Raw genomic sequence first — 26,164 nt, forward strand, 5'->3', positions numbered from 1 at the left:
TTGGCGGTCAGGCTATAGACCCTAGGCGCCCAACGCGCAATCCAAGCGAGATCCCCATGCATGACGACGCCCGCCGCCCGCTCCGCGACGCCTTCCGCGATATCGAAAGCGCGCGGGAGACCCCCGAGACATCGCAGACCGCCTCGCCTTCCTACCGGCTGGCCTTCGCCGACCCGGACTTTCTGTGCCGGGACGAGATGCGGCCGGTCAGGGTGCAGCTCGAGCTGCTGAAGCCCGATATCCTGATGCGCGAATACGGGATCGAAAGCACCATCGTCCTGTTCGGCGGCGCCCGCATCCCCGAACCGTCGCAGCGCCACACCGCCCCGACCGAAACCCTTGCGGACCTGTCGAAATACTATGACGAGGCCCGGGAATTCGCCCGGCTGATGACGCTGAAAGGACAACGGGGCAAGCGGCTCGACCATGTCATCGCGACCGGCGGCGGCCCCGGGGTGATGGAGGCCGGAAACCGTGGCGCGGCCGATGCGGGCGGCGTGTCGATCGGGCTGAACATCGTGCTGCCGCATGAGCAGATGCCGAATGCCTATGTGACGCCCGAGCTATGCTTCAACTTCCACTATTTCGCGATGCGCAAGATGCATTTCCTGCTGCGGGCCTCGGCCATCGCGATCTTCCCCGGCGGCTTCGGCACGCTGGACGAGATGTTCGAGGCGCTGACGCTGATCCAGACCCACCGCATGGACCCGGTGCCGTTCCTGCTGTTCGGCCGCGACTTCTGGGAGACGGTCATCAACTGGAAGGCGCTGGCCGAGGCCGGAACCATCAGCCCCGAGGACCTGAAGCTGTTTTCCTTCGTGGAGACCGCCGAAGAGGCGGTCCGGATCATCGAGGCCTGGACCCCGCCCAGCTAGCGCCGGAACAGCCGGCCGTCGACCGCCGCGAGCCCCAGCGCGATGCAGGCCATGCCGGCGAAATCAGTGGGGACCAGCCGCTCGTCCAGGACCAGCCCGCCCAGCAGGATCGCCGAGACCGGGATCAGGAAGGTCACAAGCGACAGGCTGGTGGCCCCGGCGCGGGCGAGGATGCGGAAATAAAGCAGATAGGCCAGCGCCGTCGACAGAACTGCCAGCCCCAGCACCGCAGCACAGGTGCCGGCACCGGGCATCGGCAGCGTCCAGGGCCGGTCGGCGATCAGCATCGCCGGGCTCAGGAGCAGCGTCGCGGCACCGACCTGCCCGGCCGCCGTCACCAGCGGATCGACCCCCATATGCCGGAACCGCCGCCCGAACACCGCCGCGCAGGCATAGGACAGCGCGCCGCCCAGCACCGCCAGCTGGGCCAGCGCATTCGAGCCCAGACCGGCCAGCGCGTCGGGACCGATCATTACCGCCACACCGGCCAGCCCCGCCGCGACCCCGGCCAGCTGGAGCCGGCCCGGCCGTTCGTCGGCCAGCAGAAGCCCGGCCACCACCACGGTGAAAAGCGGCGTGGTGGCATTGAGGATCGAGGCCAGCCCCGAGGCGATGCTGTGCTGTCCGGCCACGATCAGGCTGAACGGGATGACATTGTTCAGAAGCCCCATGCCGAGGAAGGCCGCCCAGACCCTCGGCGTGCGCGGCAGCCGCCGCCCGGTCGCCGCGACCGCCGCCCATAGCACCAGCGCCGCCAGCGCCACCCGCAGCCATACCAGCGTCAGGGTCGGCAGCTCGGCCACGGCGATGCCGACGAAAAGGAACGACCCGCCCCACAGCACCGACAGCGCCAGAAGCATCGCCCATTCCGCCCGCCCCATGGTCAGACGCCCGGCCGTCTCCGCGATGGATGTCATGTCATGCCCTCCTGCCGCTTTCGCGCAGATTGGCGCGACAGGTCAGGGCAGGCGACCCGAAAGCTGCGCAAACCGGCGGCCAGAGACCGCCGCGCGCACTGGCCGGAGGTCAGTGGACGTCGGGGGCGTCGGGCCGGCGGACGATGCGTTCGGGCTCGGGCAGACCGGCCTCGGCCGCGATCTGGAACCGGTTCTTGCGGGCACGTTCCGTCGCCGATTTCAGCTGGCCGCAGGCGGCCATGATGTCCTCGCCCCGCGGCGTCCGGATCGGGCTGGCATAGCCCGCCTTGTAGACGATGTCGGCAAAGGCCTCGATCCGGTCCCAGTCCGACCGCTGATAGGGCGCACCGGGCCATTCGTTGAACGGGATCAGGTTGATCTTGGCCGGAATGCCCGCAATCAGCCGGACCAGCCGACGAGCATCGGCATCGCTGTCATTCACGTCCTTCAGCATCACGTATTCAAACGTGATCCGCTCGGAATTCGAGAGTTTGGGATAGGCCCGGAGCGCCTCGAAAAGCTGGGCGAGGGAGTATTTGCGGTTGATCGGCACGATCTTGTTGCGCAGCTCGTCGGTGGTGGCGTGCAGGCTGATCGCCAGCATGCAGCCGATCTCGGCCCCGGTGCGGGCGATTTCCGGCACAACGCCCGAGGTCGACAGCGTGATCCTGCGGCGCGAGAGCGAGATGCCCTCGCCATCCATCGCGATCAGCATCGCATCGCGCACCGCCTCGAAATTGTAAAGCGGCTCGCCCATGCCCATCAGCACGAGGTTCGAGATGAGACGGGTCTCGTCCTTGGGATGGCGGCCGGGTTTCGGCCATTCGCCCAGATCGTCGCGCGCCAGCATGACCTGGCCCACGATCTCGGCCGCGGTGAGGTTGCGCACCAGCCGCTGGGTGCCGGTATGGCAGAAGGTGCAGGTCAGGGTACAGCCCACCTGCGACGAGATGCAAAGCGTGCCGCGCCCGTCCTCGGGGATGTAGACCACCTCGACCTCATGGCCGCCCGCGATCCGCACCAGGTATTTGCGGGTGCCGTCGGCCGAGACCGAGCGGGTGACGATCTCGGGCACCTCGATGGCGAAATGCGCCTTCAGGAGCGCACGGTAATCCTTGGCCAAGTTGGTCATGGCGTCGAAATCGCGCACGCCCTTCTGGTAGATCCACTGCCAAAGCTGGTTCACCCGCATCTTGGCCTGGGCCTCCGGCGTTCCGGCGGCGATCAGCGCCTCGCGCAGGCGCGGGCGGGTCAGGCCGACCAGATTGATGCGGTCAGGTTCCGGCAGCTTGCGGGGCAGCGGCAGCACATCCTGGACGATGGGCGCGGACATCGGAGGACTCCTGTTCGGGAAGTGGCAGCCCTTACCAGAGTCGCGCCTGTTTTGAAAGGGCCCGGCTTTTGAAAGGACACAGCGCGCTCATGCCTCTGTGCGCGCATCGCAGCAGCGAAGCCGGCACTTATTACAGAAACGTTACCGAACCGTCATTCGCCTCCCCTAAACGCGGGCGGCGCCCTTCACTCGGGGCAGGATTCACAGTTTGGAGAGACGAATGCGTCTTCTGTTCACCACCGCCGCCGGCATCCTGGCGGCCGGCTCGGTTCATGCCGCGACTTGGACCCTGGCCAGCCATGCCGATTACGCCTTCCTCGACGACAACCAGACCGGGCTTCAGATGACGCAGGGCGTCGCCTGGAATGCCGAGGCCAATGAATGGGTCACCTCCTGGCAATACGGTCTGGCCCGTTTCACCGAGGACTGGCAGTTCATCGAGGCCAGCGGCCGGTTCGATCTTGAAACCGGGCGGATCGTCAGCGGCATTCCCGCGGCGCTGGCCGATCGGGGCTTCGACCATATCGGCGATTTCGAGATCAGGGACGGGATCGTCCACGTGCCTCTCGACAGCGCCGATGACCACTATCAGAACGGCCATGTGGCGCTTTTCGATGCCGCGACCCTGTCCTATACGGGCGCGCTTCACGAAATGATGGGCGCGCCGACCAACCGGCGCGACGATGTCGCCAGCTGGACGGCGATCGACCACGAGACCGGGCTGGGCTACGGCAAGGAATGGACGCTGGGCGATACGCTCAACGTCTATGACACGACCGACTGGAGCTATCTCGGCACGCTGCAGATGGATCAGGAGCTGAAGCGGGTTCAGGGCGCGAAGGTTCTGGACGGGATGATGTATCTTTCGACCGATATCGGCACGAAATCCGTCTACAGCCTCGATCTGGCGACAGGCCATGTCGAAGAGCTGTTCCAGCTGCCGATCTTCGAGGGCGATATCCGGTTCGAAACCGAGGGGCTGGCCCTGCGCGAACTGGCCGATGGCGGCCTCGAGATGTTTGTCGAGATGGTGATCGACCCGGATGCCGTCGAGGGCCAATTCGACGGCTATACGCGCCTGTACCGCTACGTCCTGGAAAACGACCCGGCCCCGGTGCCGGTCCCGGCCCCGGTGCCGGTCCCGGCCACGCTGCCGCTGGTGCTGTCCGGGCTCGCGGCCTTCGGCCTCATACGCCGTCGCGCCTGAACCGCGAACGCCAGGGCATCCGCGCGATGCCTTGGCGACCGTCTCTCCGCATCGGCCGGATCAGTTGGCCGAGCAGCGGCGCGCGGCCTCGTCCATCGCCGCGGTGAAGCCGTAAAGCGAGAAGGTGTCGGTGGTCTTGGTCCCGCGCGAGGACATCCCCACCACCTGGGCCTCGGCGCCGCGCTTCATCGCCTCGATGATCTTCGCGTCATCCGCCTTCGAGGCAGGCCAGGCCCATTCGCCTTCGGTGAAGAGCTCGAAATTGCTGTCGCCCACGGTCAGCGCCACGGTCGAGCCGGACTTGAACGGATAGCCGCCCGAGAACGACACCTCGCCCTTGATGCCGTCGCCGGGACGGAAGGTCACGAACAGCAGGATCTCGCCGCGCCGGGCCGACACGACCTGGCCGCCACGGGTGTTGACGGTCTTCTTCGGCGGAGACACGCTCCAGCATTCGGTGGGATCGGTCTCGACGAACACGTTCCAGTCGGTCTTGACCGCCACGTTGTTGGTCGATTCCTCCTGCGCATGCGCCGCTGTCACCGCCAACGCCAAAGCGCCGCCCGCGATGGCCGCTCTGAAAAGGGATGTCATCGTCTTACAGCCTCCAGCTGTCTTTGCCTCTCGGCCCGCCTTTTGGGGAAGCGTTTCCGGTGGCGCGGCAGGTCCGAACTCGATATGCGCAGCCTAGCCTAGCCACGCGCGGATGTGAAAGTCTTCATGGCACAAAGTCAACCGGACTTGAAGGGGAGCAGGGCATGACCGGAGCCGTCGGCATGGTGGAGGTGCTGCGCGGCGGGATGGTGGAATCGCGCCATCGCGGCCACGCGGCGATCTGTGACGGCAGCGGGACCGTTGCCGCCTGGGGCGATCCCGAGGCGGTGATCCTGCCGCGATCCTCCTGCAAGATGGTGCAGGCGCTGCCGCTGGTCGAAAGCGGCGCGGCCGATGCCGCCGGGCTCGGTTCCGAACAGCTGGCGCTGGCCTGCGCCTCGCATCAGGGCGCGCCGCTGCATGTCGCGAAGGTCGCCGCCTGGCTGGCGGAAACCGGCCGACGCGAAGCCGATCTGCTTTGCGGCGTGCAGCCGACCCGCGACCGCGACGAGCGCGCGCGAATGATCCGCGACGGCGAAAGCGCCTGCCAGCTGCACAACAACTGCTCGGGCAAGCATGCGGGCTTTCTCACCCTCGCCCGGCACCTGGGCGCGGGGCCCGATTACGTCGACCCCGACCACCCGGTGCAACGCGCGGTGCGCGCGGCCTTCGAGGAGGTTACCGGGATGACAAGCCCGGGCTTCGGCATCGACGGCTGCTCGGCGCCGAATTTCGCCACCACGGTGACAGGGCTTGCCCGGGCGATGGCGGCCTTTGCCGCGGCGCGTCCCGATGCGGGCGATGCCCGCGCCCGCGCCGCCGGTCGGCTGAGCGAGGCGATGCGGCGCCATCCCGATCTGGTCGCGGGCGAGGGCCGGGCCTGTACCGAGCTGATGCGGGCGACAGAGGGACGGGTCGCGGTCAAGACCGGGGCCGAAGGCGTCTTCGTGGCCTTCCTGCCCGAGCGCGGTCTCGGCGTCGCGGTCAAGATCGAGGACGGCGCCACCCGCGCGGCCGAGGCGGCCATTGCCGGGCTTCTGGTCTATCTGGGCGCGCTCGACCCGGAGCACCCGGCCGCGCGCAAGCGGATGGTCGGCCCGATCGTCAACTGGCGCGGGATCGAGACCGGCGCGATGCGGCTGGCACCGGACTTCGCCTGAACTGGGCCTTGCATGCGCCCCGGCACTAGGCTCTGATTGGCGCGCAGACGCCCGAGGTGCCCTTTCATGACCGACCCCCTGATCGAACGGCGCGCCCGACTGCTGGGCCCGAACGTGCCGACCTTCTACGACGAGCCCGTCCATATCGTCCGCGGCGAAGGCGTCTGGCTCTGGGATACCGCCGGACGGCGCTATCTCGACGCCTATAACAACGTCCCCCATGTCGGCCATTGCCACCCGAAGGTGGTCGAGGCCATCGCCGCCCAGGCCGCAAGGCTGAACACCCATACCCGCTACCTGCACGAGACCATCCTCGACTATGTCGAGCGGCTGACCGCGACCCTCGGCCACGATCTGAGCCAGGCGGTGATGGTCTGCACCGGGTCCGAGGCCAATGACGTCGCGCTTCGCATGGCCCAGGCCGCGACCGGAAAGACCGGGCTGATCGCGACCGACAACACCTATCACGGCAATACCGCCGCGGTCAGCGCGCTCTCGACACGGCGCCCGCCGATCGGCGGCTACCCGCCCCATGTGCGGCTGGTGCCCGCCCCCGACAGCCTCGCCCCGCTTGGCGGCAGCGCCGAGGCCCAGCCCGAAGCCTTCGCCGCCAATGTCGCCCGCGCCATCGCCGAGCTGGAAGAAGCGGGCCACGGCTTCGCAGGCTTCATGCTTTGCCCGTTCTTCGCCAATGAGGGCTTCCCGACCCTCGCCCCGGGCTTTCTCGACCCGACTGTCGAGGCGGTGCGCAAGGCGGGCGGGCTCATCCTCGCCGACGAGGTGCAGCCGGGCTTCGGACGGCTCGGCACGGCCTTCTGGGGGCACGAGGTTCTGGGCTTCGCGCCCGATGTGGTGACGCTCGGCAAGCCGATGGCCAATGGCCACCCGGTCGGTGCCGCGGTGACCCGGCCCGAGATCATGGCCGCCTTCCGCGGCGCCTTCGGCTATTTCAACACCTTCGGCGGCAACCCGGTCTCGATGGCCGCAGCGCTGGCGACCCTCGAGGTGATCGAGGAGGAGGGGCTGATGGAAAACGCCCGCGCGGTCGGCGCCTACGCGCTCGAACGGCTCGGGGCGCTTCGCCATCCCTGGCTGGCCGAGACCCGTGGCAGGGGGCTTTTCTTCGGCGCCGAATTCGTCGACGAGACCGGTGCGCCCGCCACCGAATTCGCCATCCGGCTGGTCGAGGGGCTCCGCGCCGAGGGCATTCTGACCGGCCGCATCGGGCGCGCCATGAACACGCTCAAGTTCCGCCCGCCGATGCCGTTTTCGCGCGAGCATGCCGATCTCGCACTCGATAGCCTGGACCGCGTCCTGGCCCGAACGGAGGTGCCGCGATGACCGAGGCCGAAACCCTGTCTCTGGCCGAGGAGGCCATCGCCCATTGGGAGGGCTGCACCGCGCCCCGGCTTCTGTCCCATCGCGAGAACGCGGTCTTCGCCATTGCCCTTTCCGACGGACGCCGCGGCGTGCTGCGGCTGCACCGGCGCGGCTACCAGAGCGCCGATGCGATCCGCTCGGAACTGTGGTGGATGCAGGCGCTGGCCGGGGCCGGGGTGGCGGTCCCCTGCCCCGAACCCACGCGCGACGGCGCGCTGCTCGCCCATCTCGACGACGGTCGCGTCGCCTCGGTCCTGAGCTGGATCGCGGGCACGCCGCTGGCCTCCGGCGCCGGGCCGCTCGACGGCGACGCCGCCGAGCAGCTGCGCCGCTTCACCGAGCTCGGACATGCGATCGGAAAGCTGCATGTGGCGACCGACCGGCTGACCCTGCCGCAGGGCTTTTCCCGCCCGCATTGGGACATTGACGGCCTGCTCGGCCCGGCTCCGTTCTGGGGCCGGTTCTGGGACCATCCCGCCGCCAGCGACGCCGAGGCGATCCTGCTGCAGGAAGCCCGCCGCTTCGCCCGCGAAAGGCTGTCGGCCTATGCCGCCGCAGGCGGGGATCGCGGGCTCATCCACGCCGATCTGATGCGCGAGAATGTGCTTTTCGACGGGCCGCGCGCCCATCTGATCGATTTCGACGATTGCGGCTTCGGCTTCCGGATCTACGACCTCGGCACCGCGCTCGTGCCCAATCTGGAAGAGCCCGAGCTCGATGCCATCGCCACCGGCCTGCTCGAGGGCTATGCAGACGAACGCGGGCTGAACGATGACGACCTGGCGATGCTGCCGGTTTTCGTCATGCTGCGCACACTGGCCTCGGTGGGCTGGACCATGCCCCGGCTCACCTCAGACGACCCGCGTATCCGTGCCTATCTGAACCGCGCCGTGCGCACCGCCCATGCGGTGATGGAAGGCCGTCCACTGTTCCGGATCGGGTGAGCCGCCCAAACGACGCGCCTACGGCCGATGGCGCGTCTTGGGTATTTGGACCAAGAAGAAAGAGGCGCGTATCTCTGCTTCTTCTTGGCTCAAATACCCATGGCGCAAGGCATGCCAAGGGCGGGCCGCCGGGATGTCAGACCACGACCTCCATCGGCGCCTGGGCGCCGACCGCGAAGACCCGCTTGTAGCGCTCGATCTCGGCGGCGGGGCCCATCGCCTTGTTCGGGTTGTCGCTGAGCTTGACGGTCGGCTGCCCATTGGCGCTGACCGCCTTGCAGACCAGACTGAACGGCGCCAGCCCGTCGCCGGGCACGAGACCGCGGAAATCGTTGGTCAGAAGCGTGCCCCAGCCGAAACTGATCTTGGCCCGGCCCGCAAAGCGGTGATGCAGCTCGACGATCTTGTCGACGTCGAGCCCATCGGAAAAGATGATCAGCTTCTGCGAAGGGTCCTCGCCGCGCGCCTTCCACCAGGCGATGGCGGTCTCGGCGCCCTCGGCCGGATCGCCGGAATCGATCCGGATACCGGTCCAGCCGGCCAGCCAGTCGGGCGCATTCTCCAGGAACCCGCGGGTTCCGAACGTGTCGGGCAGCATGATCCTCAGATTGCCGTCATGCTCCTCGTGCCAGTCGGCCAGGACCTTGTAGGGCGCCCGGGCCAGCTCGGCATCGGTTCCGGCCAGCGCCGCCTGCACCATCGGCAGCTCATGTGCGTTGGTACCGATCGCCTCGATGTCATGGCGCATCGCGATAAGGCAGTTCGAGGTGCCGGTGAAGCGGTCGCCCAGCCCCTCGATCATCGCCTGCACGCACCAGTCCTGCCACAGGAAGGAATGCCGCCGCCGGGTGCCGAAATCGGCGAGTTTCAGCCCGTCGAGCCCGCGCAGCCGTTCGATCTTTTCCCAGAGCTTGGTCATGCCCCGGGCATAGAGAACCTGCAGCTCGAACTTGCCCAACGTCTCCAGCACCGCGCGCGAGCGCAGCTCCATCAGCACCGCCAGGGCCGGGATCTCCCACATCATCACATCGGGCCAGCGTCCCTCGAAGGTCAGCTCGTACTGGCCGTTGCGCTTTTCCAGCGTGTAGGGCGGCAGCCGCAGCTGTTCGAACCACTCCATGAAGTCGGGGCGGAACATCTGCCGCTTGCCGTAGAAGGTGTTGCCCCGAAGCCAGGTCGACTCGCCGCGGGTCAGCCTGAGCGTGCGGATATGGTCGAGCTGCTGACGCAGTTCGCCTTCGTCGATCAGCTCGGCCAGCCGGATGTCGGTCGTGCGGTTGATCAGCGAGAACCGGACCTGGGTCTCGGGATGGTTCCGGTAGACCGACTGGCACATCAGAAGCTTGTAGAAGTCGGTATCCAGCAGCGACCGCACGATCGGGTCGATTTTCCACTTGTGATTGTAGACCCGGGTCGCGATATCGGCCATCGGTCAGGGCTCCAGAACGATATTGGCATCCAGCATCGTGGTCCGCGCATCCTCGAGCGAGCCATTGAGGTCGATCCCCCGGCAGGCACCTTCCAGCACGGTCACGGCATAGCCCAGATGATTGGCGTCGAGCGCCGAGTAGAGCACGCAGAAATCGGTGGCGAGCCCGACCAGGGTGATCTTCTCGATCCCCTTCGAGGCAAGGTAGTCGTCGAGCCCGGTCGGCGTCTCGTGATCGTTCTCGAAGAAGGCCGAATAACTGTCGACCTCCGGATTGGAGCCTTTCCGGACGATGTGATCGGCCTTCGAGACATCGAGATCGGGATGGAAGGCCGCCCCTGCGCTGTCCTGGACGCAATGGACCGGCCACAGGATCTGCGACCCATAGGGCATCTCGACCACCTCATAGGGCTTGCAGCCCTCTCGGCTCTCGGCAAACGAACTGTGCCCGGCCGGGTGCCAGTCCTGGGTGAACACCCGCAGCTGGAACTCGTCCAGAAGGGCGTTGACGCGCGGAATGATGTCTTCACCGCCAGCAACGGCAAGCGCGCCGCCGGTGCAGAAGTCGTTCTGGATGTCGACGACGATCAGGGCTTCGTTCGCGGGTCGCATGAGCGTTCCTCCGGTCTCTGTCGATCAGGGGTTAAGGGGCTGATCCCGTCAGGTCAATGCCCTGCTCTTGCCACAGTCCCGTTGCCTGCGGCCGGTCCCGGCCGCGGCTCTCACTCGCGCCCGGAGCGTAGCAGGCCCGCACCGTGCCTGTCGATGGTTGCGGTCGCCGGGCTGGACGCAGGCTGTCGGGCGGTTAGATATTTCCGGGTGACCAAGCTTGCGGAGTCCTGCCGATGCTTCATCTCGTGACGCCGTCGACCGTGACCAACCGGGCCATCATGCGGATCCGGAAAGTGCCGCGCCAGCTGATCGGGCACGGCATGGGGCTGTTGCCTCCGGGCTCGTTCGGACGCGCGATCTTCTGGCGCATGGCGACCGAGATCTCGTTCCTGCGCTATTGCGCCGCGCTGACGCCGTTTCCGGTGGCGATGCTGCTCTTCCCCGAGGCGGCGCTGCCGATCGGGCAGTTCCCCGCCTTCATGTTCCTCGTGGTCTACCTGGTCGAATCGCGGGTGCTGTCGGTCGACAATGCCGAACGCCGCCACCGACTGATGCCCGAGGAAGAGGCCGAACGCGGCGCCGACATCGCACGGGCCCGCGGGCGCCAGATCCTGACCCGGATCGCGGCGCGGCGCGGGCTTCGCAGCGGCGACCTGCATCTGGTGATCGAACAGTCCTCGCTGGCACGCATCCCGCCGATCACTCTGGTCTCGCTGCAAACCGCGACGCCCGAACCGCAGATCCTCGAGCTGGACGACGAGGAACGCCAGCTGATCCGCGACACGCTGTTCGACGCGGAGTTCACCGAGGACAGGATGCATGTGACCAGCCTCGCGCTGGGCCGCTTCCTGCATGACGTGACGCTTGATGCCCGCAGCGTCTCGGCCCATGCCCGGCTCGAGGCGCTGGCCACGGCGTGATCCCCGGCATCTGACCACCGGCCCGGCGGGGAGGTCGCCCCCGAACCGCCGCTGCTCCCCGCGCCGTTGCTACTTCAAGACCCGCGCCGTTCCGCGGCCCGAAACCTCTGTGCCGAGTTTGGGGCTCGCTGCCCCGGCTGCGGAGAGACCCTATCGTCACGAATGCCGTTCGGAGACGGCGTCGTTCAGGGAACGGTAACCACTTAACCTGAATGAGATAGCCGTGGGCCGAAACCGGACATAGGCTGAAATTGGCGAGGACCGCATGCAGAACGGCGGTCGACCTCTTGCTACGGAGCGAAGGATGATCACCATGGTGGATCTTCTGGGCGTCATGGCCGTCGGCGCCAGCGCCGATCCGGATGACAGCACCCGATCTCATGCCGCCGGCGGGACCGGATCCGGCGACGGGCCTGCCCCGGATCATGCGACCGACGACCTGATGGCGGTTATGGACCTTCACGCCGCACCGGCCGAAGCCGGGCCCGCAATCGACGGCATGTCGCGCGCCGACGAACTGCTGTTTTCCTGGCTGTCCGGCGGCCCGGACAGCATGGATGCCGACGATCTTCCCTTCCCCGCCGACCATGTCCACGACAAGGACCTGCCGGTCGCGGAAACATGTCTTGCCGACGCGGCCCTGGGCGCCGTCGACGAGATCTTCTCGGTACAGGATCTGTTCGAGGACGGCGGGTCCCTGCCCACGGTGATCGACGATTACGACCAGACCGCCGATGCATTGTTCGTGGTCTATGACAGCACCACTCATCCCGCCCCTGTCCTGTCGATCGATGCGACCGAAACCGGCGCCGGGGACGCGTTGATCCGCATCGACGGGCAGCCGCTGGCCATCGTCACCGGCGCCGCCGCCACATTGCAGCTCGGCCATCTGAGCCTGGTGCCCGATACGATGCTCTCCGACGCACTGGCCGCCAGAGCCTGAAACGCCAGGCCTGAAACGACCGGCCCGGGCCGGGGCAGGCCAAGGCGCCCGCATCGCGACCCGCAGGTTCCGCTTTCAAAACCTGCGAGAATCTCCTATATGCCCGCATCCGTCCCGTGCCGGGGCGGGCTTTCTCCAAGGGCCCTGCTGGACGACATCCCGGCTTGCGCCATCACCCTCTCAGACAAGGAGACCCCGATGTCGATCACTCCCGAAGAAAAGACCCGCCTGATCAAGGAATTCGGATCGAAGGACGGCGACACCGGTTCGCCCGAAGTCCAGATCGCGATCCTGACCAGCCGGATCACCACGCTGACCGAGCATTTCAAGACCCACAAGAAGGACAACCATTCCCGCCGTGGTCTGCTCAAGCTCGTCGCCCAGCGCCGGAAGCTTCTCGACTATCTCAAAGGCAAGGAAGTGGCCCGCTATCAGGACCTCATCAAACGCCTCGGCATCCGCCGCTAAGCCCGGCATCTTGCCCGAAACGAAAACCGCGCCCCTCGGGACGCGGTTTTTTTTCATGTCCACAGATGCGGTTGCCCGCCCCGGTCAGCTGGCCAGAGCAAGCCCGGTCAAGGTGCCGTCATAGCTGAATTCGGCCGCGAAGGCATGGGTCATCGGCGTCTCGCGGAAGCCCAGATCAAGCACCACCGCGGTGTCGTCGCGGGTCCAGACCGAACTGAGATCGAGCGCGGTCCAAAGCGCCTCGGCGTCGATCTCGGAAGGCGCGGCATCGCCGAACATCGCCCGGAAGACCTCGGGCTCGTTCTCATGCAGCCAGGCCGGAACATTGGCCGCCACAGCCTCGTAATTGTCCAGGAAATGCTCGCGCGCCTTTTCGATATGCCGCGGCAGGCGATCAAGAAATTGCGACAGCGCGGCCATCGCCTCGCGATCCTTCAGCGTCGCCAAGGCGTCAAGGCTGGCCGGACGCACGATCCCGGGACCGACCGGCAGCGTGGCCTGGCCGTCTTCCAGCGGGATTGTCCCGAATGCTTTCGTTTCCATGAGGTTAGCTCCTGTATACTCGCACCATGCATGCACGGGCGAGTCGATGGTCCCTGATTTGCGGCCACCATCCACGAAAATTACATCTCTTCCAGACTCAAACTGAGCATAGCCGGGTTTCGGCCCATGCAACTCGCCGGGCACCTCACCAGGGCAGCCGGAACACCGGGACGCCCCCCCCGGGAACGACGTCCTTAACGACTTCGTCCTTTCCAAATGGCCCATTTTTCCTTATGTCGCATGCATCTGAGACGTTGTGCCCGGACCCCGGCACTCGAGAAGGATAGGAGGGGTCGGCGGCAATGGGGCCGCCATTTCAAACGGGAGACCCGGGAGGGCCCGGGAGTGCTCCCTTGCAGGATACGCTGAATGTTCAACGTGACGACCAAATCGATGCAGTGGGGGGAAGAGACCCTCACGCTGGAGACGGGCAAGGTTGCCCGTCAGGCCGACGGGTCCGTGATCGCCACCCTGGGCGAAACGACGGTCATGGCAAACGTGACCTTCGCCAAGGAACAGAAGGAAGGGCAGGATTTCTTCCCGCTCACCGTCCACTACCAGGAAAAATACTATGCTGCGGGCAAGGTGCCCGGCGGCTTCTTCAAGCGCGAGGCGCGGCCGTCCGAAAAAGAGACGCTGACCGCCCGCCTGATCGACCGTCCGATCCGTCCGCTTTTCGTGCCCGGCTTCAAGAACGAAGTTCTGGTGATGTGCACCGTGCTGTCCCACGATCTGGTCAATGACCCGGACATCGTGGCGATGATCGCGGCCTCCGCCGCCCTGACCATTTCGGGCGTGCCCTTCATGGGCCCGATCGCGGGCTGCCGCGTCGGCTTCGTGGACGGCGAATATGTGCTGAACCCCGATGTCGACGACATGCAGGGCCTGCGCACCAATCCCGATCAGCGGCTAGACCTCGTGGTCGCCGGGACCCGCGACGCGGTGATGATGGTCGAATCCGAAGCCTACGAGCTGACCGAGGCCGAGATGCTGGGCGCGGTGACCTTCGCCCATGACAACATCAAACCGGTCTGCGACCTGATCATCAGCCTGGCCGAAGCGGCGGCGAAGGAACCCTTCGACTTCACGCCGCCCGACTATTCGGCGCTGTACGAAGCGGTGAAGGCCGTCGGCGAAGAGAAGATGCGCGCCGCCTATGCCATCACCGACAAGCAGGCCCGCGTCGCCGCGGTGTCTGCCGCCAAGGACGAGATCAAGGCCTCGCTCAGCGAAGAGCAACTGGCGGACACGAATCTCGGTTCGGCGATGAAGAAGCTGGAATCGACCGTGCTGCGCTCCGACGTGGTCAAGCATGGCCGCCGGATCGACGGCCGCGCCCTGACCCAGGTCCGGCCGATCGAATGCGAAGTGGGCCTGCTGCCCCGGACGCATGGCTCGGCGCTGTTCACCCGCGGCGAGACCCAGGGCCTGATCGTCACCACGCTGGGCACCGGCGATGACGAACAGATCATCGACGCGCTGCACGGGAACTTCCGCTCGAACTTCCTGCTGCATTACAACTTCCCGCCCTATTCGGTCGGTGAAGTCGGCCGCGTGGGCAGCCCCGGTCGCCGCGAGATCGGTCATGGCAAGCTGGCCTGGCGCGCGCTGCAGGCGGTTCTGCCCGCGCCCACCGACTTCCCCTACACCATCCGCCTGGTCTCCGAGATCACCGAATCGAACGGGTCCTCCTCGATGGCCACCGTCTGCGGCGGCTCGCTGTCGATGATGGATGCGGGCGTTCCGCTGAAGGCTCCGGTGGCCGGTGTGGCCATGGGGCTGGTGCTGGAAGACGATGGCGAGTTCGCGGTCCTGACCGACATCCTCGGCGACGAGGACCATCTCGGCGACATGGACTTCAAGGTCGCGGGCACCGAGCAGGGCATCACCTCGCTGCAGATGGACATCAAGGTGGCGGGCATCACGCCTGCGATCATGGAGAAAGCCCTGGCCCAGGCCAAGGACGGCCGGATGCACATCCTCGGCGAGATGGCCAAGGCGCTGACCGAAGCCGGCGATTTCTCGGCCTATGCGCCGCGGATCGAGACGATGACCATCCCCACCGACAAGATCCGCGAAGTGATCGGCTCGGGCGGCAAGGTCATCCGCGAGATCGTCGAGGTCTCGGGCGCCAAGGTCGACATCAACGACGATGGCGTGATCAAGATTGCCTCGGCCAATGGCGATGCGATCAAGAAGGCCTATGACATGATCTACTCGATCGTGGCCGAGCCGGAAGAAGGCAAGATCTACAAGGGCACCGTCGTCAAGATCGTCGATTTCGGCGCCTTCGTGAACTTCTTCGGCAAGCGCGACGGTCTGGTCCATGTCAGCCAGATCGAGAACCGCCGCCTGAACCATCCTTCCGACGTGCTGAAGGAAGGTCAGGAAGTCTGGGTCAAGCTTCTGGGCTTCGATGATCGCGGCAAGGTGCGCCTGTCGATGAAATCCATCGACCAGGCGACCGGCGAGGAAGCCCCCAAGGAAAAGGAAGCTGAAGCCGACGAATAAGGGCTTCGGAATATCCGGAAAAAAGGGGCGCGGTCCGCGAGGGCCGCGCCTCTTTCCGTCTCCCCCCACCGATGCCGGGCTCCGGGAAAGGGGCGGGCTGTCACGGCAACGCTCCGACAAGGAGCATCTGCTCGGCCCAAGCCTCCAGCCCAGGGCCATGCCGATATGAACTGCCCTTGGCCGTTTTCACGCCCCAAGCTCCTGTCGGCAGGCGCGCAAGCCCCTGCGCCGCCTCCTTGAGCGCGGCCGGGGCAGACGCCCGTGGGCAATCCGCGCGGCGCGGGCAGCGGCCCGGATGCAAGACGGCGATCTGCCAGGCGCAGGGCCGTCGGAACGATCGCGCGGCTGCGATCCTTGTCCTGCTGCCGGTCGGTCGCGCGATCCGGTGCTTGAGGCTGTCGGCCTTTGCGCTCCGGCCCAGGACGCCTTCGCGCATGCCGTCCCTGTCCCTTCCGGGATGCCTCGGGATCGGGACCACAAGGGTCGTCCTTGCGGATATGGCAGCAGACCGACACCGGATCGCCCGCGCCTGCCCCGATACGGAAGGAGTAGCGGAAATGCCCCATTCTGCTAAGAGAGGCCCGGACCTGCGGCGGAGGATTGCGGCACGCTGCACGCAGAGCGTGCGGGGGCGACGATACAAGGATCGGCAAGGGGCGGCCCGGGCGCCCGCAGGAAACGGAGCGGACGATGCGTATTGATTATGATGCCCTGTCGCAAACGCTTGCGGCGCTGACCGAAGGCGAGACCGATCCGGTGGCGCTCATGGCGACCATGGCCTGCGAGCTGCACCATGCCGATGACCGCTTCGACTGGACCGGTTTTTACCGCAATGTCGGTGCCGAAATGCTCAAGATCGGTCCCTATCAGGGCGGACATGGCTGCCTGACAATCCCGTTCTCGCGCGGGGTCTGCGGCGCGGCGGCCCGCAGCGGCGAGGTTCAGATCGTCGAGGATGTCCTGGCCTTTCCGGGCCATATCGCCTGTTCCTCGACCACCCGGTCCGAAATCGTGCTGCCGGTCCATGACGGGACGGGCGCGCTTCTGGGCGTGCTCGACATCGACAGCGACCGCCCCGCCGCCTTCGACGCCACCGATGCCGAAGGTCTGGCGCGGCTTCTGGCCCAGACCTTCGCCCGATGAGCCTCGAGGCCTGGGCCGTCTTCGCGCTGTTCTGGGCGCTTTTCGTCACCACGCCGGGTCCGAACGCGGTCAACTGCATCACCAATGGCATGACCCATGGGCTGCCGCGCGCGCTCTGGGGCGTGGCGGCGATCCTGACCCAGGCGGCGCTGTTCCTGACACTTTCGGCGGCGGGCATCACCGCGCTGATCGCGGCCAGCCCAACGGTCTTTGCCTGGGCCAAGCTTTTCGGTGCGGCCGTGCTGATCTGGCTTGGACTGCGGGGCTGGCGCAATGCCGCCATCGCGGTCGCCCCGCGTCCGGCCTCCGGCGCCTCGATCTATGGCCGCGCCTTCCTGATCGCGACGGTAAACGCCAAGAGCGTCGCGGGCTATCTTGCCGCCTTCTCGCAATTCGTCGAGCCGGGCGTTCCGATCGCCCGGCAGATGACCGCCATCGTGCCGACCGCGCTGACGCTGACGGCGCTTTCCTACAGCACCTATACCGCGCTCGGCGCCTGGCTCGGCGGGCTGGCGCTCGGGGCGGTGATGAATACCCGGCTCCGGCAGGTGCTGGCGGCCTGCTTCATCCTTTACGGGATACTTCTCGGCGCCTCGGCGCTCTGAACCCGCCTCCGGCCCTCTTGGCCAGCCTCGCCCGCCCGTCGACGGCCCCGTTCCGGTCAGGCCTTCCCGCCCCAGCCGTCCGCACCGGCTTCGCCTTTGACGATGCCATCGGGGGTCCAGAACAGATGGCTCTTTCGCGCGGCCCTGATCAGCGCCTTGTGGCGGCGCATCTTCTCGGGATCGGCATAGCCGCGCGGGTGATCGAGATGCACCAGCGGGGCGGAATAGCGCAGATGCACGCCCTTCACCCCGGCATTGTTCAGCCGCACGCCCAGATGCTTGTCCTGCCCGCCATATTTGATCGTCTCGTCATAGCCGTTGATCTTCAGCAGATCCGCCCGCCAGACCGAGGCATTGGCGCCGCAAAGCGCCCGCGTCACCGGCGACAGCCGGTCGAGCACGGCCATGACCGGCACCGGAAACGGCCGGGTCTTGAGCCAAGTCGACAGCTTGCGGATCGCACGGTTTTCCGACAGCCAGCGACGGTCGAAGACGGTGCCGTCCTGCACCAGCTCGGGGGTGACACTGGCGGTGGCCTCGGCGTCAAGCCGGATCAGGCTGCCGGTCGCGAACCGCCCCGGCCGGGTCAGCGCCAGATGCCGCCCGACGAAATCGGGATGGATCAGCACGTCGCCATCTATGAAGACGATGATATCGGCCCCGGACGAGGCGATGGCCTTGTTCAGGATCGCGCCCTTCTCGAAGCCGCGATCCTCGTGCCAGAGATGGCGAACGGTCAGGTCGGGATGGCGGGCCGCGAAGGCCTCGATCACCGCCTTCGTCTCGGGGCCCGAGCCGTCATCGGCAACGCAGATGCTGCCAGGCGCGACCCGCTGGCAGGCCACCGACTCGAGGCAGAGCGCCAGCGACCGCGGGTTGTTGTAGGTCGAAAGGATCAGTTCGGATCGCATCGCTGGCCCCCGGGGACGTGAGCCCCCCAGATAGGCGCTCCCCCCGCCAAAGCCAAGCGGGAGGAGCGGCCGGGCTCAGCCCGCCTGCTTGACCTTGCGCAGGTAGGGGAAGATCTCCTCGACCTCGCCGAACTGGGCCCGCGCCTCCTCGGTCGAGACCGAAAGACCGACGATCACGTCCTCGCCGGGGCGCCAGTTGGCGGGCGTGGCGAAGGGACCGGTCTTGTTGCCCCGGATCGCGTCGAGCACGCGCAGGATCTCGTCGAAATTGCGGCCCACCGTCATCGGATAGATCAGCATCAGCTCGATCTTCTTGTCGGGATTGATGATGAAGGTGGTCCGCACCGTGGCGGAATCGTTCGCCGTGCGGCCGTCGGGCAGATAAGCCTCGGCGGGCAGCATGTCGTAAAGCTTGGCGACCTTCAGCCCGTCATCGGCGATGATCGGGAAGGACGCGTCGCAACCGGCATGGGTCTCGATATCGGCCTTCCATTTCAGGTGCTCTTCGACAGGATCGACCGACAGGCCGATGATCTTGGCATTGCGCTTCGCGAACTCGCCCGAAAGCCGGGCGGCAGCGGCGAATTCGGTGGTGCAGACCGGGGTGAAATCCTTCGGATGCGAGAACAGGACGGCATAGCTGTCGCCGATCCAGTCATGGAAATCGATCGGACCGTCGGTGGTCTCGGCGGTGAAATTCGGGGCGATGTCATTGATGCGCAAGGACATGGGCGGGTTCCTTTCGAAATGAGAAATGCGTTCCGCTTCTTAGATAGGTTCTAATTGCTGCGGGTGCATCCCCCTTTTCGCCGCAACCGCGAAATCGACATGTCGCAGGGGGGTCAGAACGGAGCCCGGGAGGTGAAATTCATCCCTGCGCCACCATCGGGATGACGCAGCCGGAGCGCCTCGGCATGCAGCATCAGCCTGGGCGCCGCACGCGCCGGACCTTCGGCATAGAAGGGATCGCCCAGGATCGGGTGGCCCAGTTCGCGCATATGGACCCGCAGCTGGTGGCTGCGACCGGTCTTTGGGAACAGCCGAACCCGGGTCGCGGTCTCTTCATAGCGAACGACGCGCCAGTCTGTGACGGCCGGGCGACCGTTCTCATGGTCGACCATCTGCCGCGGCCGGTTCGGCCAGTCGACGATCAGCGGCAGATCGACGGTGCCGGTCTTCGGCGCGAGCCTGCCCCAGACCCGGGCGACATAGGTCTTCTTCGTCTGACGCTTTTCGAATTGCAGCCCCAGATGGCGCTGGGCATGGGGCGTCAGCGCGAAGACCATCACCCCGGACGTGTCGCGGTCGAGCCGATGCACCAGCAGCGTCTCGGGAAAGACCGACTGCAGTCGCGTCAGCAGGCAATCGGCCAGCTCGGGCCCCTTGCCCGGCACCGACAGCAGGCCCGGAGGCTTGTTCACCGCCAGAAGCTCATGGTCGTGATGCAGGATATCGAGCGGCGTGTCGGGGGGCGCATAGCTGTCCATGCGCCGCGCGGTAGCCGGTTCGGTCCGCCGGTGCAAGGTCGGAGCAAGCTCGGGGCAAGGTCGGAGCGTCCGGCGAGGATCGAGGAACGCCCGATACTGCGAGGCAGGGAGATGTCCTGCTGCGCGGCAAGACCGGGCTGGTATTTTCCGATGCCGCGGACGTGACAGCCCCCCCTGTAACCGGGCGATGAAATCGCCTAATGCCCCAGGATGCGGGTCAGAAGAGAACCGGCGGCGCGCGGGGTGCCCGAACGAAGGCGGCCTCAGGCGTCGGAGTCGCCGGTCCCGGACGCCCCGCCGATACGGGTCATGAAATGCCGGATGATCAGCACATAAAGCGCCACGCACATCGCCAGCGTTGCGAAAAGCTGCAGGATGACGAGGATGGCCGCATGCGACAGCCCGGTCAGGACGATGAGGTTCAACAGGATGCCGACCCCGAAGATCATCAGGAAGAACGGCGGAATATGGCGGATGGCCTTCATGGATCGCGAGCCTCTTTCTGTATCCTTCCCGCAGCCTAGAGCGAAGCGCCGCACAGGCCAAGGGGAGGCGCCATGCGTCTGACCGCGGAATTCTGGGTGCAGGCCTATCTGGCGCGGCTCAGGCTCGAGGGCATCCCGGCCTTCGTGGTGGCGCATGGCGACGACACCGCGGGGGCGGTTCTGGTCAAGCTCAACACGCTGGACGGGCAGGCCCGCGCCTATCAGCGCGCCTTCGATCTGAATTCGGGCGAGCGGCGCTGGATGGAGCTGGCCGAAGGCGGCGAGGCCGAGGTCGATGCCGCCATCGGACGCCAGCGGGGCTTCGACCCGGATCTCTGGGTGATCGAGGTCGAAGATCGGGACGGCCGCCATCTGCTGGGTGCCGACGGCCTTGCGTGACGGCAGCGTCGGGTCATGGGTATTTTCGCCAAGAAGAAGACCGGAGCGGGGGTAAGGCGGTGATCGAGTGGCGCGACGAGGGGGTGGTGCTGGCGATGCGCCCGCATGGCGAAAGCTCGGCCATCGTCGAGCTGTTCACCCCCGGCCATGGTCGCCATCTGGGCGTGGTCCGGGGCGGCGCGGGGCGGCGGCTGGCGCCGGTGCTGCAACCGGGCGCACAGCTTTCGGCGGTGTGGAAGGCACGGCTCGAGGATCACCTCGGCGCCTTCGCGGTCGAGCCGCTGCGGAGCCGTCTTGGCCATGTGATGGGCGATCCGGCAGCACTGGCCGGGCTTGACGCGGTGACGTCGCTTCTGGCCTTTGCCCTGCCCGAGCGGGCGCCGCATCCCGGGCTTTATGCCCGCTCGGTCGCGCTGCTCGATCTTCTGGGCGCGGACGGGGACTGGCCGCTGGCCTATCTGCGCTGGGAGATGGCGCTCCTTGAGGAGATGGGGTTCGGGCTTGACCTCGGCCGTTGCGCGGTCACCGGCGCGCGCGACGATCTGGCCTTCGTCTCGCCGAAAAGCGGCCGCGCGGTAAGCCGGGCGGGCGCGGGCGACTGGGCCGACCGGCTGTTGCCGCTGCCGCCCTGCCTGATGGGCCAGGGGGCGGCGATGCCCGGCGAGATTGCCGGCGGCCTGCGCCTGACCGGGCATTTCCTCTCGAAATGGCTGGCGCCCGCGCTGGGCGACCGGCCGCTGCCCGGCGCGCGGGCGCGGCTGGTGCGGCTGCTGGCGCGCGCGCCCGGCTGAGCCGCGCATTTGCTTTCCCCGGGGGCTGTGCTATCGACGCCGCCGAACGGATGTGAAGGGGCGGCCGGCATGGACGAGCTCAGGCAGAAATATCTTGGCGCGATTGCCGATGCGGCGGACGAGCCGACGCTGGAAGAGCTGCGGCTGCAGGCCGTCGGCAAGAAGGGCGAGGTCAGCCTGAAGATGCGCGAACTGGGCAGGATGACGCCCGAGGAACGCCAAGAGATGGGCCCGAAGCTGAACGCGCTGAAGGACGAGATCAATTCGGCACTGGCGGCCAAGAAGGCGGCGCTGGCCGATGCCGCGCTGAACGAGCGGCTCCGGGCCGAATGGCTGGACGTGACGCTGCCCGGGAGGCCGCGGCGGCAGGGCACGATCCATCCGGTCAGCCAGGTCACCGACGAGATCACCGCGATCTTCGCCGATATGGGCTTTTCGGTTGCCGAGGGGCCGCAGATCGAATCCGACTGGTTCAATTTCGATGCGCTGAACATCCCGCCCGAGCACCCGGCCCGGCAGGAGCATGACACCTTCTTCATGAGCCGCGCCGAGGGTGACAACCGTCCGCCGCATGTGCTGCGCACCCATACCTCGCCGGTTCAGATCCGCGCGATGCAGGAGACCGGCGCGCCGATCCGGGTGATCGCGCCGGGCCGGGTCTATCGCTGCGACTACGACCAGACCCATACACCGATGTTCCATCAGGTCGAGGGGCTGGCGATCGGCCGCGACATTTCCATGGCCAACCTGAAATGGGTGCTGGAAGAGTTCTGCCGCGCCTTCTTCGAGGTCGAGGGCGTCGAGCTGCGCTTCCGCGCCTCGCATTTCCCCTTCACCGAGCCGTCGGCCGAGGTCGATATCCGTTGCTCCTGGGCAGATGGCAGCCTCAAGATCGGCGAGGGCGACGACTGGATGGAGATCCTGGGCTCGGGGATGGTGCATCCCAAGGTTCTGAGCGCAGCGGGCGTCGATCCCTCACAGTGGCAGGGCTTTGCCTTCGGCATCGGGATCGACCGGCTGGCCATGCTGAAATACGGCATTCCCGATCTGCGCGCCTTCTTCGACAGCGATCTGCGCTGGCTTCGGCATTACGGCTTCTCGGCGCTGGACGTGCCGACGCTGCAGGGCGGGCTCAGCGCCTGATACGGGCGGCGCGGCCCTAGCGCCGCGCAAGCAGCTCGTCGAGCAGCCGGACCGCCTCGTCATCCCCGACCGGAGCGAAATCGGCGTAATGGGCGGCCGCCCCGCGGAAATCGCGCGGGGCCTCCAGAAAGATCAGCCGGTCGGTCATGCCGCGCATCTTCCAGACCACCTCCTGCGGACCGACCGGGACCGCCAGCCAGATCTCGAGCGGGCCGCGATTATGCAGCGCCCGCAGCGCCGCGCGGGTCGAGGCGCCGCTCGCAAGCCCGTCGGCGACAAGGATGGCGGTGCGGCCCGAAACCCGTTGGGGCGCCCGCCCGCCAAGCAGGCGGCAACGGGCAGCGGCGGTTTCCGCAAGGCAGGCCTCTACCCCGACCGCGCAATCGGCCTGGGACAGCCCGGCCGCGGCAAGGCTGTCGGCCTCGAACAGCACCTCGCGCGCCGCGCCGTCGACCACGGCCCCCACCGCCAGTGCGGGAGTGCCGGGTGCTTCGATGCCTTTCACGAAAATCGGGTCCAGCGGGCAGCCCAGCGCCCGGGCCACCGGCGCCGCGACCGGCACCCCTGCGGGGCCGAGCGCCAGCACCAGCGGGTTTTCCGGCTCTGCCGCCAGAACCTTTTCGGCCAGAAGCCGTCCGGCCGCCTCTCGGGACTGAAACATCGCGCACCCTCCCTTTGCGGCCAGGCAGCTCAGCGCCGGAGCGTACCGCCCGTCGCCTTTTCGACCTTGGCCACGATCTTCTGACCGACAGCCTCGATATCCTTCTCGGTCAGGGTCTTGTCGGTCGGTTGCAGCCGAACGGTGATCGCCAGCGACTTCTTGCCCTCGCCGAGCGCGCCGCCGACGAATTCGTCGAAGACCCGGACCTCCTCGATCAGAGCCTTGTCGGCTCCGGTCGCGGCATTGACCACCGTCATCGCCTCGACGCCTTCCTCCAGCACGAAGGCGAAGTCGCGTTCGACCGCCTGCAGGTCCGAGACCGTCAGCGCAGCGCGGGTCGCGCCCTTGCGGCGCGGCATCGGCGTCTCTTCGAGGAAGACGGTGAAGGCGACCGCGGGACCCTTCACGTTCATCTCGGCCAGAACCTTGGGATGCAGCTCGCCGAAACTGGCCAGCACCTTCTTCGGCCCGAGGCAGACCCGCCCCGACCGGCCCGGATGCCACCAGTCCGGGGCCGCGCGCAGGATCTGCGCCTTGGCGGGCGCGCCGATGGCGGCCAGCACGGCCTCGCAATCGGCCTTGGCATCGTAAAGATCGACCGGACGACGCGAACCGTAGGGGTCGCGCGGCGCCGCGGCACCGACCAGAAGGCCCGTGGCCTGGATATGCTGTTCTCCCGGTTCGGCGCCCTGGAAGGCGGGGCCGACCTCGAACAGCGCCAGATCGGCGAAGCCGCGCGCCTGGTTCCGCGCCGCGGCCTGCAACAGCCCCGGCAGCAGGTCGGGCCGCATATGGCTCATCTCGGAAGAGATCGGGTTTTCCAGCGCCATCGCGTCGCTGCCCCCGCCGAACAGCACGGCACTGGCGCGGTCGACGAAGGAATAGGTGACGCATTCGTTATAGCCCAGCGCCGCGCAGGTCCGCCGCGCGGCCGAGGACCGGCGCTGCATCGGGGTCAGGATCGCGGTCGGCACGCCGGGCTGGGGCCGCGGCATCGGCCTGCCTTCCAGCTTCGTCAGCGAGGCGACGCGGGCCACCTCCTCGACCAGATCGGCCTCGCCCAGCACATCGGGGCGCCAGGACGGCACATGCGCCATGTCGCCCTCCATCCGGAAGCCAAGGGCGGTCAGCGTGGCGCGCTGGGTTTCAGCCGGGATCTCCATGCCGACCAGGCTTTCGACCCGGTCGGTATCCAGCCGGTAGGCCCGCGCCATATCGGGCACGGCGCCCGCGACCACCAGCTCGGAGGCCTCGCCGCCACAGAGATCGAGGATCATCCGGGTCGCGGCCTCGATACCCTCGGGCGTCCAGGCCGGATCGATGCCGCGTTCGAAGCGGTAGCGCGCATCCGAGTTGATCTTCAGCGCGCGGCCGGTCATGGCGGTGCGGATCGGGTCGAAATAGGCCGCCTCGAGGAAGACATCGACGGTCGCCTCGGTGCAGCCGGTGGTCTCGCCGCCCATCACCCCGCCCAGGCTCTCGACACCGGTCGCGTCCGAGATCACGGTCATGCCGGGCTCGATGACATAGGTCTTGCCGTCGAGCGCGAGGAACTGCTCGTCGCCCGCTGCTGCATGGACCTTGAGCCCGCCCCCGAGCTTGGCGATGTCGAAGACATGCAGCGGGCGGTTCATGTCATAGGTGAAGTAGTTGGTGATATCGACCAGCGCCGAGATCGGCCGGAGACCGATCGCCTTCAGCCGCTGCTGCAGCCATTGCGGCGACGGCCCGTTCTTCACGCCGCGGATCGCACGGCCGTAGAAGACCGGACAGGCGTTGGCCTGGGTCTCGGGGTCGATGGTGACGGTGACCGGACAGGGGAAGCTGCCTGCGACGGGCGCCACCTCGACCGGCTTCAGCCGCCCGACGCCGCGCGCGGCCAGATCGCGGGCGACGCCATGGATGCCCAGCGCATCGGGCCGGTTCGGCGTGATCGCGATCTCGATCACCGGGTCGACCTTGGCCGGATCGTTCGCCGCCAGCCAGTCGACAAAGCTCTGCCCGACCTCGCCCGAGGGCAGTTCGATGATGCCGTCATGTTCGTCCGACAGCTCCATCTCGCGCTCCGAACACATCATGCCGTGGCTCTCGACGCCGCGGATCTTGCCGACCTGGATGGTGATGTCGATGCCGGGGATATACATGCCGGGATGGGCGATCACGACGGTGATGCCCTCGCGCGCATTGGGGGCGCCGCAGACGATCTGTTTCTCGCCCTGCCCGGTCGCGACCTGACAGACCCGCAGCCGGTCGGCATCGGGATGCTGCTCGGCCTTCAGGACCTTGCCGATGGTAAATTCCTGCAACGCCCGGGCCGGGTTCTCGACGCCCTCGACCTCGAGCCCGAGATCGGTCAGCGCGTAGAGGATTTCGTCGAGCGTGGCCTCGGTCTCGAGGTGCTCTTTCAGCCAGGACAGGGTGAATTTCATCGTGGATGAGCCTTCTGGGGTCGCGGGTCGGGCCTGTCTCTAGCCCAAAGGGCGCCCTTGCGAAAGAGCCAAGGCCCGACCGGGCATGGCGCCGCGGCCGGGCCGGCCTGCGCCCGGGCTCTCGGACCCGGCCGATGGCGGCATCCTCGCTACCGCCGATGCAGATCGCGGCCAAGCGCGGCGGAGGCACCGCGTTTCGGGCCCATGAAGAAGCGTCACCGGACTGCGCCCGGCACCGCAGACAACCACCTCCTCCATGCCATTCTCGCGTCAT

26 protein-coding genes are annotated in these 26,164 nt (G+C 67.1%); 14 read left to right on the forward strand and 12 right to left on the reverse strand.

Annotation, left to right across the window (positions count from 1 at the left end):
• The first annotated feature begins 56 nt into the window (after positions 1 to 56).
• Positions 57 to 875, forward strand: coding sequence for an LOG family protein (locus A6W98_RS01735; RefSeq protein ID WP_042457095.1), 819 nt, complete (start codon positions 57 to 59; stop codon positions 873 to 875).
• On the opposite strand, the gene A6W98_RS01740 is transcribed toward A6W98_RS01735, so the two are convergent.
• Positions 872 to 1,792 (reverse strand): DMT family transporter, encoded by a 921-nt coding sequence (locus A6W98_RS01740; RefSeq protein ID WP_042457098.1) that lies wholly within the window; start codon positions 1,790 to 1,792, stop codon positions 872 to 874. The genes A6W98_RS01735 and A6W98_RS01740 overlap by 4 nt on opposite strands.
• A gap of 109 nt (positions 1,793 to 1,901) precedes the next feature.
• A complete protein-coding gene (gene rlmN, locus A6W98_RS01745; RefSeq protein WP_042457100.1) occupies positions 1,902 to 3,125 on the reverse strand; it encodes a dual-specificity RNA methyltransferase RlmN in 1,224 nt (407 codons plus the stop codon).
• 220 nt (positions 3,126 to 3,345) lie between these two features.
• Here rlmN and A6W98_RS01750 point away from each other — a divergent pair, with 220 nt between their 5' ends.
• Positions 3,346 to 4,332, forward strand: coding sequence for a hypothetical protein (locus A6W98_RS01750; RefSeq protein WP_042457104.1), 987 nt, complete (start codon positions 3,346 to 3,348; stop codon positions 4,330 to 4,332).
• Positions 4,333 to 4,392: 60 nt separating this feature from the next.
• Here the strand turns inward: A6W98_RS01750 and A6W98_RS01755 are convergent, their stop codons facing one another.
• Positions 4,393 to 4,926 (reverse strand): invasion associated locus B family protein, encoded by a 534-nt coding sequence (locus A6W98_RS01755; protein ID WP_042457106.1) that lies wholly within the window; start codon positions 4,924 to 4,926, stop codon positions 4,393 to 4,395.
• 164 nt (positions 4,927 to 5,090) lie between these two features.
• On the opposite strand from A6W98_RS01755, the gene A6W98_RS01760 reads away from it, so the two are divergent.
• From A6W98_RS01760 to A6W98_RS01770, 3 genes are all read left to right on the forward strand, one after another.
• Positions 5,091 to 6,086, forward strand: a complete 996-nt coding sequence (locus A6W98_RS01760) for an asparaginase (protein WP_042457109.1) — start codon at positions 5,091 to 5,093, stop codon at positions 6,084 to 6,086.
• A 66-nt stretch (positions 6,087 to 6,152) separates the two neighbouring features.
• The gene (locus A6W98_RS01765) at positions 6,153 to 7,427 is read left to right on the forward strand and encodes an aspartate aminotransferase family protein (RefSeq protein WP_042457112.1); all 1,275 of its coding nucleotides are present in this window, start codon (positions 6,153 to 6,155) and stop codon (positions 7,425 to 7,427) included.
• Complete coding sequence (locus tag A6W98_RS01770; RefSeq protein WP_042457115.1) at positions 7,424 to 8,410, forward strand: phosphotransferase enzyme family protein; 987 nt, start codon at positions 7,424 to 7,426, stop codon at positions 8,408 to 8,410. Before A6W98_RS01765 ends, A6W98_RS01770 begins: the two co-directional genes overlap by 4 nt.
• Before the next feature lie 136 nt (positions 8,411 to 8,546).
• Here A6W98_RS01770 and pncB read toward each other — a convergent pair whose 3' ends face one another.
• Positions 8,547 to 9,839 (reverse strand): nicotinate phosphoribosyltransferase, encoded by a 1,293-nt coding sequence (gene pncB, locus A6W98_RS01775; RefSeq protein WP_042457118.1) that lies wholly within the window; start codon positions 9,837 to 9,839, stop codon positions 8,547 to 8,549.
• Positions 9,840 to 9,842: 3 nt separating this feature from the next.
• Complete coding sequence (gene pncA / locus A6W98_RS01780) at positions 9,843 to 10,451, reverse strand: bifunctional nicotinamidase/pyrazinamidase (protein WP_042457121.1); 609 nt, start codon at positions 10,449 to 10,451, stop codon at positions 9,843 to 9,845.
• Positions 10,452 to 10,684: 233 nt separating this feature from the next.
• Here pncA and A6W98_RS01785 point away from each other — a divergent pair, with 233 nt between their 5' ends.
• The 3 genes from A6W98_RS01785 to rpsO all read left to right on the forward strand — a co-directional run bounded on the left by A6W98_RS01785 (position 10,685) and on the right by rpsO (position 12,782).
• Complete coding sequence (locus A6W98_RS01785) at positions 10,685 to 11,371, forward strand: hypothetical protein (RefSeq protein ID WP_042457124.1); 687 nt, start codon at positions 10,685 to 10,687, stop codon at positions 11,369 to 11,371.
• Between the two features lie 304 nt (positions 11,372 to 11,675).
• On the forward strand, positions 11,676 to 12,314 hold the full coding sequence (locus A6W98_RS01790) for a hypothetical protein (RefSeq protein WP_042457127.1): 639 nt from the start codon (positions 11,676 to 11,678) through the stop codon (positions 12,312 to 12,314).
• Positions 12,315 to 12,512: 198 nt separating this feature from the next.
• Positions 12,513 to 12,782: a 30S ribosomal protein S15 gene (gene rpsO, locus A6W98_RS01795; RefSeq protein ID WP_042457129.1), complete on the forward strand. Its 270-nt coding sequence runs from the start codon at positions 12,513 to 12,515 to the stop codon at positions 12,780 to 12,782.
• A gap of 84 nt (positions 12,783 to 12,866) precedes the next feature.
• On the opposite strand, the gene A6W98_RS01800 is transcribed toward rpsO, so the two are convergent.
• A complete protein-coding gene (locus A6W98_RS01800) occupies positions 12,867 to 13,325 on the reverse strand; it encodes a hypothetical protein (RefSeq protein ID WP_042457131.1) in 459 nt (152 codons plus the stop codon).
• Positions 13,326 to 13,694: 369 nt separating this feature from the next.
• Here A6W98_RS01800 and pnp point away from each other — a divergent pair, with 369 nt between their 5' ends.
• The 3 genes from pnp (at position 13,695) to A6W98_RS01815 (ending at position 17,584) form a co-directional block, all read left to right on the forward strand.
• Entirely contained in the window at positions 13,695 to 15,836 is a 2,142-nt protein-coding gene (pnp, locus tag A6W98_RS01805) for a polyribonucleotide nucleotidyltransferase (protein WP_042457134.1), read from the forward strand.
• A gap of 690 nt (positions 15,837 to 16,526) precedes the next feature.
• On the forward strand, positions 16,527 to 16,979 hold the full coding sequence (locus tag A6W98_RS01810) for a GAF domain-containing protein (protein WP_042457137.1): 453 nt from the start codon (positions 16,527 to 16,529) through the stop codon (positions 16,977 to 16,979).
• The gene (locus A6W98_RS01815; protein WP_042457140.1) at positions 16,976 to 17,584 is read left to right on the forward strand and encodes a LysE family translocator; all 609 of its coding nucleotides are present in this window, start codon (positions 16,976 to 16,978) and stop codon (positions 17,582 to 17,584) included. Before A6W98_RS01810 ends, A6W98_RS01815 begins: the two co-directional genes overlap by 4 nt.
• Before the next feature lie 56 nt (positions 17,585 to 17,640).
• Here A6W98_RS01815 and A6W98_RS01820 read toward each other — a convergent pair whose 3' ends face one another.
• From A6W98_RS01820 to A6W98_RS01835, 4 genes are all read right to left on the reverse strand, one after another.
• Positions 17,641 to 18,495, reverse strand: coding sequence for a glycosyltransferase (locus A6W98_RS01820; protein ID WP_042457143.1), 855 nt, complete (start codon positions 18,493 to 18,495; stop codon positions 17,641 to 17,643).
• 75 nt (positions 18,496 to 18,570) lie between these two features.
• A complete protein-coding gene (locus tag A6W98_RS01825; RefSeq protein WP_042457146.1) occupies positions 18,571 to 19,224 on the reverse strand; it encodes a peroxiredoxin in 654 nt (217 codons plus the stop codon).
• Positions 19,225 to 19,337: 113 nt separating this feature from the next.
• Entirely contained in the window at positions 19,338 to 19,982 is a 645-nt protein-coding gene (locus A6W98_RS01830) for a pseudouridine synthase (protein ID WP_042457149.1), read from the reverse strand.
• A gap of 263 nt (positions 19,983 to 20,245) precedes the next feature.
• Complete coding sequence (locus A6W98_RS01835; protein WP_042457152.1) at positions 20,246 to 20,467, reverse strand: hypothetical protein; 222 nt, start codon at positions 20,465 to 20,467, stop codon at positions 20,246 to 20,248.
• Between the two features lie 72 nt (positions 20,468 to 20,539).
• On the opposite strand from A6W98_RS01835, the gene A6W98_RS01840 reads away from it, so the two are divergent.
• The 3 genes from A6W98_RS01840 to pheS all read left to right on the forward strand — a co-directional run bounded on the left by A6W98_RS01840 (position 20,540) and on the right by pheS (position 22,800).
• Positions 20,540 to 20,866, forward strand: coding sequence for a DUF1491 family protein (locus A6W98_RS01840; protein WP_042457155.1), 327 nt, complete (start codon positions 20,540 to 20,542; stop codon positions 20,864 to 20,866).
• A gap of 62 nt (positions 20,867 to 20,928) precedes the next feature.
• Positions 20,929 to 21,657, forward strand: coding sequence for a DNA repair protein RecO (gene recO, locus A6W98_RS01845; protein WP_042464392.1), 729 nt, complete (start codon positions 20,929 to 20,931; stop codon positions 21,655 to 21,657).
• 69 nt (positions 21,658 to 21,726) lie between these two features.
• Complete coding sequence (gene pheS, locus A6W98_RS01850; RefSeq protein ID WP_042457157.1) at positions 21,727 to 22,800, forward strand: phenylalanine--tRNA ligase subunit alpha; 1,074 nt, start codon at positions 21,727 to 21,729, stop codon at positions 22,798 to 22,800.
• A gap of 16 nt (positions 22,801 to 22,816) precedes the next feature.
• Here pheS and A6W98_RS01855 read toward each other — a convergent pair whose 3' ends face one another.
• Positions 22,817 to 23,461: a phosphoribosyltransferase gene (locus A6W98_RS01855; RefSeq protein WP_042457160.1), complete on the reverse strand. Its 645-nt coding sequence runs from the start codon at positions 23,459 to 23,461 to the stop codon at positions 22,817 to 22,819.
• A 29-nt stretch (positions 23,462 to 23,490) separates the two neighbouring features.
• Complete coding sequence (gene pheT / locus A6W98_RS01860; RefSeq protein WP_042457162.1) at positions 23,491 to 25,890, reverse strand: phenylalanine--tRNA ligase subunit beta; 2,400 nt, start codon at positions 25,888 to 25,890, stop codon at positions 23,491 to 23,493.
• Positions 25,891 to 26,164: the final 274 nt, after the last annotated feature.

This window comes from Rhodovulum sulfidophilum DSM 1374 (assembly GCF_001633165.1).
Classification (GTDB): Bacteria; Pseudomonadota; Alphaproteobacteria; order Rhodobacterales; family Rhodobacteraceae; genus Rhodovulum; species Rhodovulum sulfidophilum.

Excerpts from the sequence above, each read along its gene's own strand:
- A6W98_RS01735 (WP_042457095.1), top strand. The coding sequence starts at position 57 with ATGCATGACGACGCCCGCCGCCCGCTCCGCGACGCCTTCCGCGATATC.
- A6W98_RS01835 (WP_042457152.1), bottom strand. The coding sequence starts at position 20,467 with ATGAAGGCCATCCGCCATATTCCGCCGTTCTTCCTGATGATCTTCGGG.
- A6W98_RS01840 (WP_042457155.1), top strand. The coding sequence starts at position 20,540 with ATGCGTCTGACCGCGGAATTCTGGGTGCAGGCCTATCTGGCGCGGCTC.
- A6W98_RS01770 (WP_042457115.1), top strand. The coding sequence starts at position 7,424 with ATGACCGAGGCCGAAACCCTGTCTCTGGCCGAGGAGGCCATCGCCCAT.
- A6W98_RS01830 (WP_042457149.1), bottom strand. The coding sequence starts at position 19,982 with ATGGACAGCTATGCGCCCCCCGACACGCCGCTCGATATCCTGCATCAC.
- rlmN (WP_042457100.1), bottom strand. The coding sequence starts at position 3,125 with ATGTCCGCGCCCATCGTCCAGGATGTGCTGCCGCTGCCCCGCAAGCTG.
- A6W98_RS01820 (WP_042457143.1), bottom strand. The coding sequence starts at position 18,495 with ATGCGATCCGAACTGATCCTTTCGACCTACAACAACCCGCGGTCGCTG.
- pnp (WP_042457134.1), top strand. The coding sequence starts at position 13,695 with ATGTTCAACGTGACGACCAAATCGATGCAGTGGGGGGAAGAGACCCTC.
- A6W98_RS01815 (WP_042457140.1), top strand. The coding sequence starts at position 16,976 with ATGAGCCTCGAGGCCTGGGCCGTCTTCGCGCTGTTCTGGGCGCTTTTC.
- A6W98_RS01740 (WP_042457098.1), bottom strand. The coding sequence starts at position 1,792 with ATGACATCCATCGCGGAGACGGCCGGGCGTCTGACCATGGGGCGGGCG.
- rpsO (WP_042457129.1), top strand. The coding sequence starts at position 12,513 with ATGTCGATCACTCCCGAAGAAAAGACCCGCCTGATCAAGGAATTCGGA.
- A6W98_RS01755 (WP_042457106.1), bottom strand. The coding sequence starts at position 4,926 with ATGACATCCCTTTTCAGAGCGGCCATCGCGGGCGGCGCTTTGGCGTTG.
- A6W98_RS01825 (WP_042457146.1), bottom strand. The coding sequence starts at position 19,224 with ATGTCCTTGCGCATCAATGACATCGCCCCGAATTTCACCGCCGAGACC.
- A6W98_RS01750 (WP_042457104.1), top strand. The coding sequence starts at position 3,346 with ATGCGTCTTCTGTTCACCACCGCCGCCGGCATCCTGGCGGCCGGCTCG.
- pheT (WP_042457162.1), bottom strand. The coding sequence starts at position 25,890 with ATGAAATTCACCCTGTCCTGGCTGAAAGAGCACCTCGAGACCGAGGCC.
- pncA (WP_042457121.1), bottom strand. The coding sequence starts at position 10,451 with ATGCGACCCGCGAACGAAGCCCTGATCGTCGTCGACATCCAGAACGAC.
- pncB (WP_042457118.1), bottom strand. The coding sequence starts at position 9,839 with ATGGCCGATATCGCGACCCGGGTCTACAATCACAAGTGGAAAATCGAC.
- A6W98_RS01790 (WP_042457127.1), top strand. The coding sequence starts at position 11,676 with ATGATCACCATGGTGGATCTTCTGGGCGTCATGGCCGTCGGCGCCAGC.
- A6W98_RS01800 (WP_042457131.1), bottom strand. The coding sequence starts at position 13,325 with ATGGAAACGAAAGCATTCGGGACAATCCCGCTGGAAGACGGCCAGGCC.
- A6W98_RS01810 (WP_042457137.1), top strand. The coding sequence starts at position 16,527 with ATGCGTATTGATTATGATGCCCTGTCGCAAACGCTTGCGGCGCTGACC.
- A6W98_RS01855 (WP_042457160.1), bottom strand. The coding sequence starts at position 23,461 with ATGTTTCAGTCCCGAGAGGCGGCCGGACGGCTTCTGGCCGAAAAGGTT.
- pheS (WP_042457157.1), top strand. The coding sequence starts at position 21,727 with ATGGACGAGCTCAGGCAGAAATATCTTGGCGCGATTGCCGATGCGGCG.
- A6W98_RS01760 (WP_042457109.1), top strand. The coding sequence starts at position 5,091 with ATGACCGGAGCCGTCGGCATGGTGGAGGTGCTGCGCGGCGGGATGGTG.
- A6W98_RS01785 (WP_042457124.1), top strand. The coding sequence starts at position 10,685 with ATGCTTCATCTCGTGACGCCGTCGACCGTGACCAACCGGGCCATCATG.
- A6W98_RS01765 (WP_042457112.1), top strand. The coding sequence starts at position 6,153 with ATGACCGACCCCCTGATCGAACGGCGCGCCCGACTGCTGGGCCCGAAC.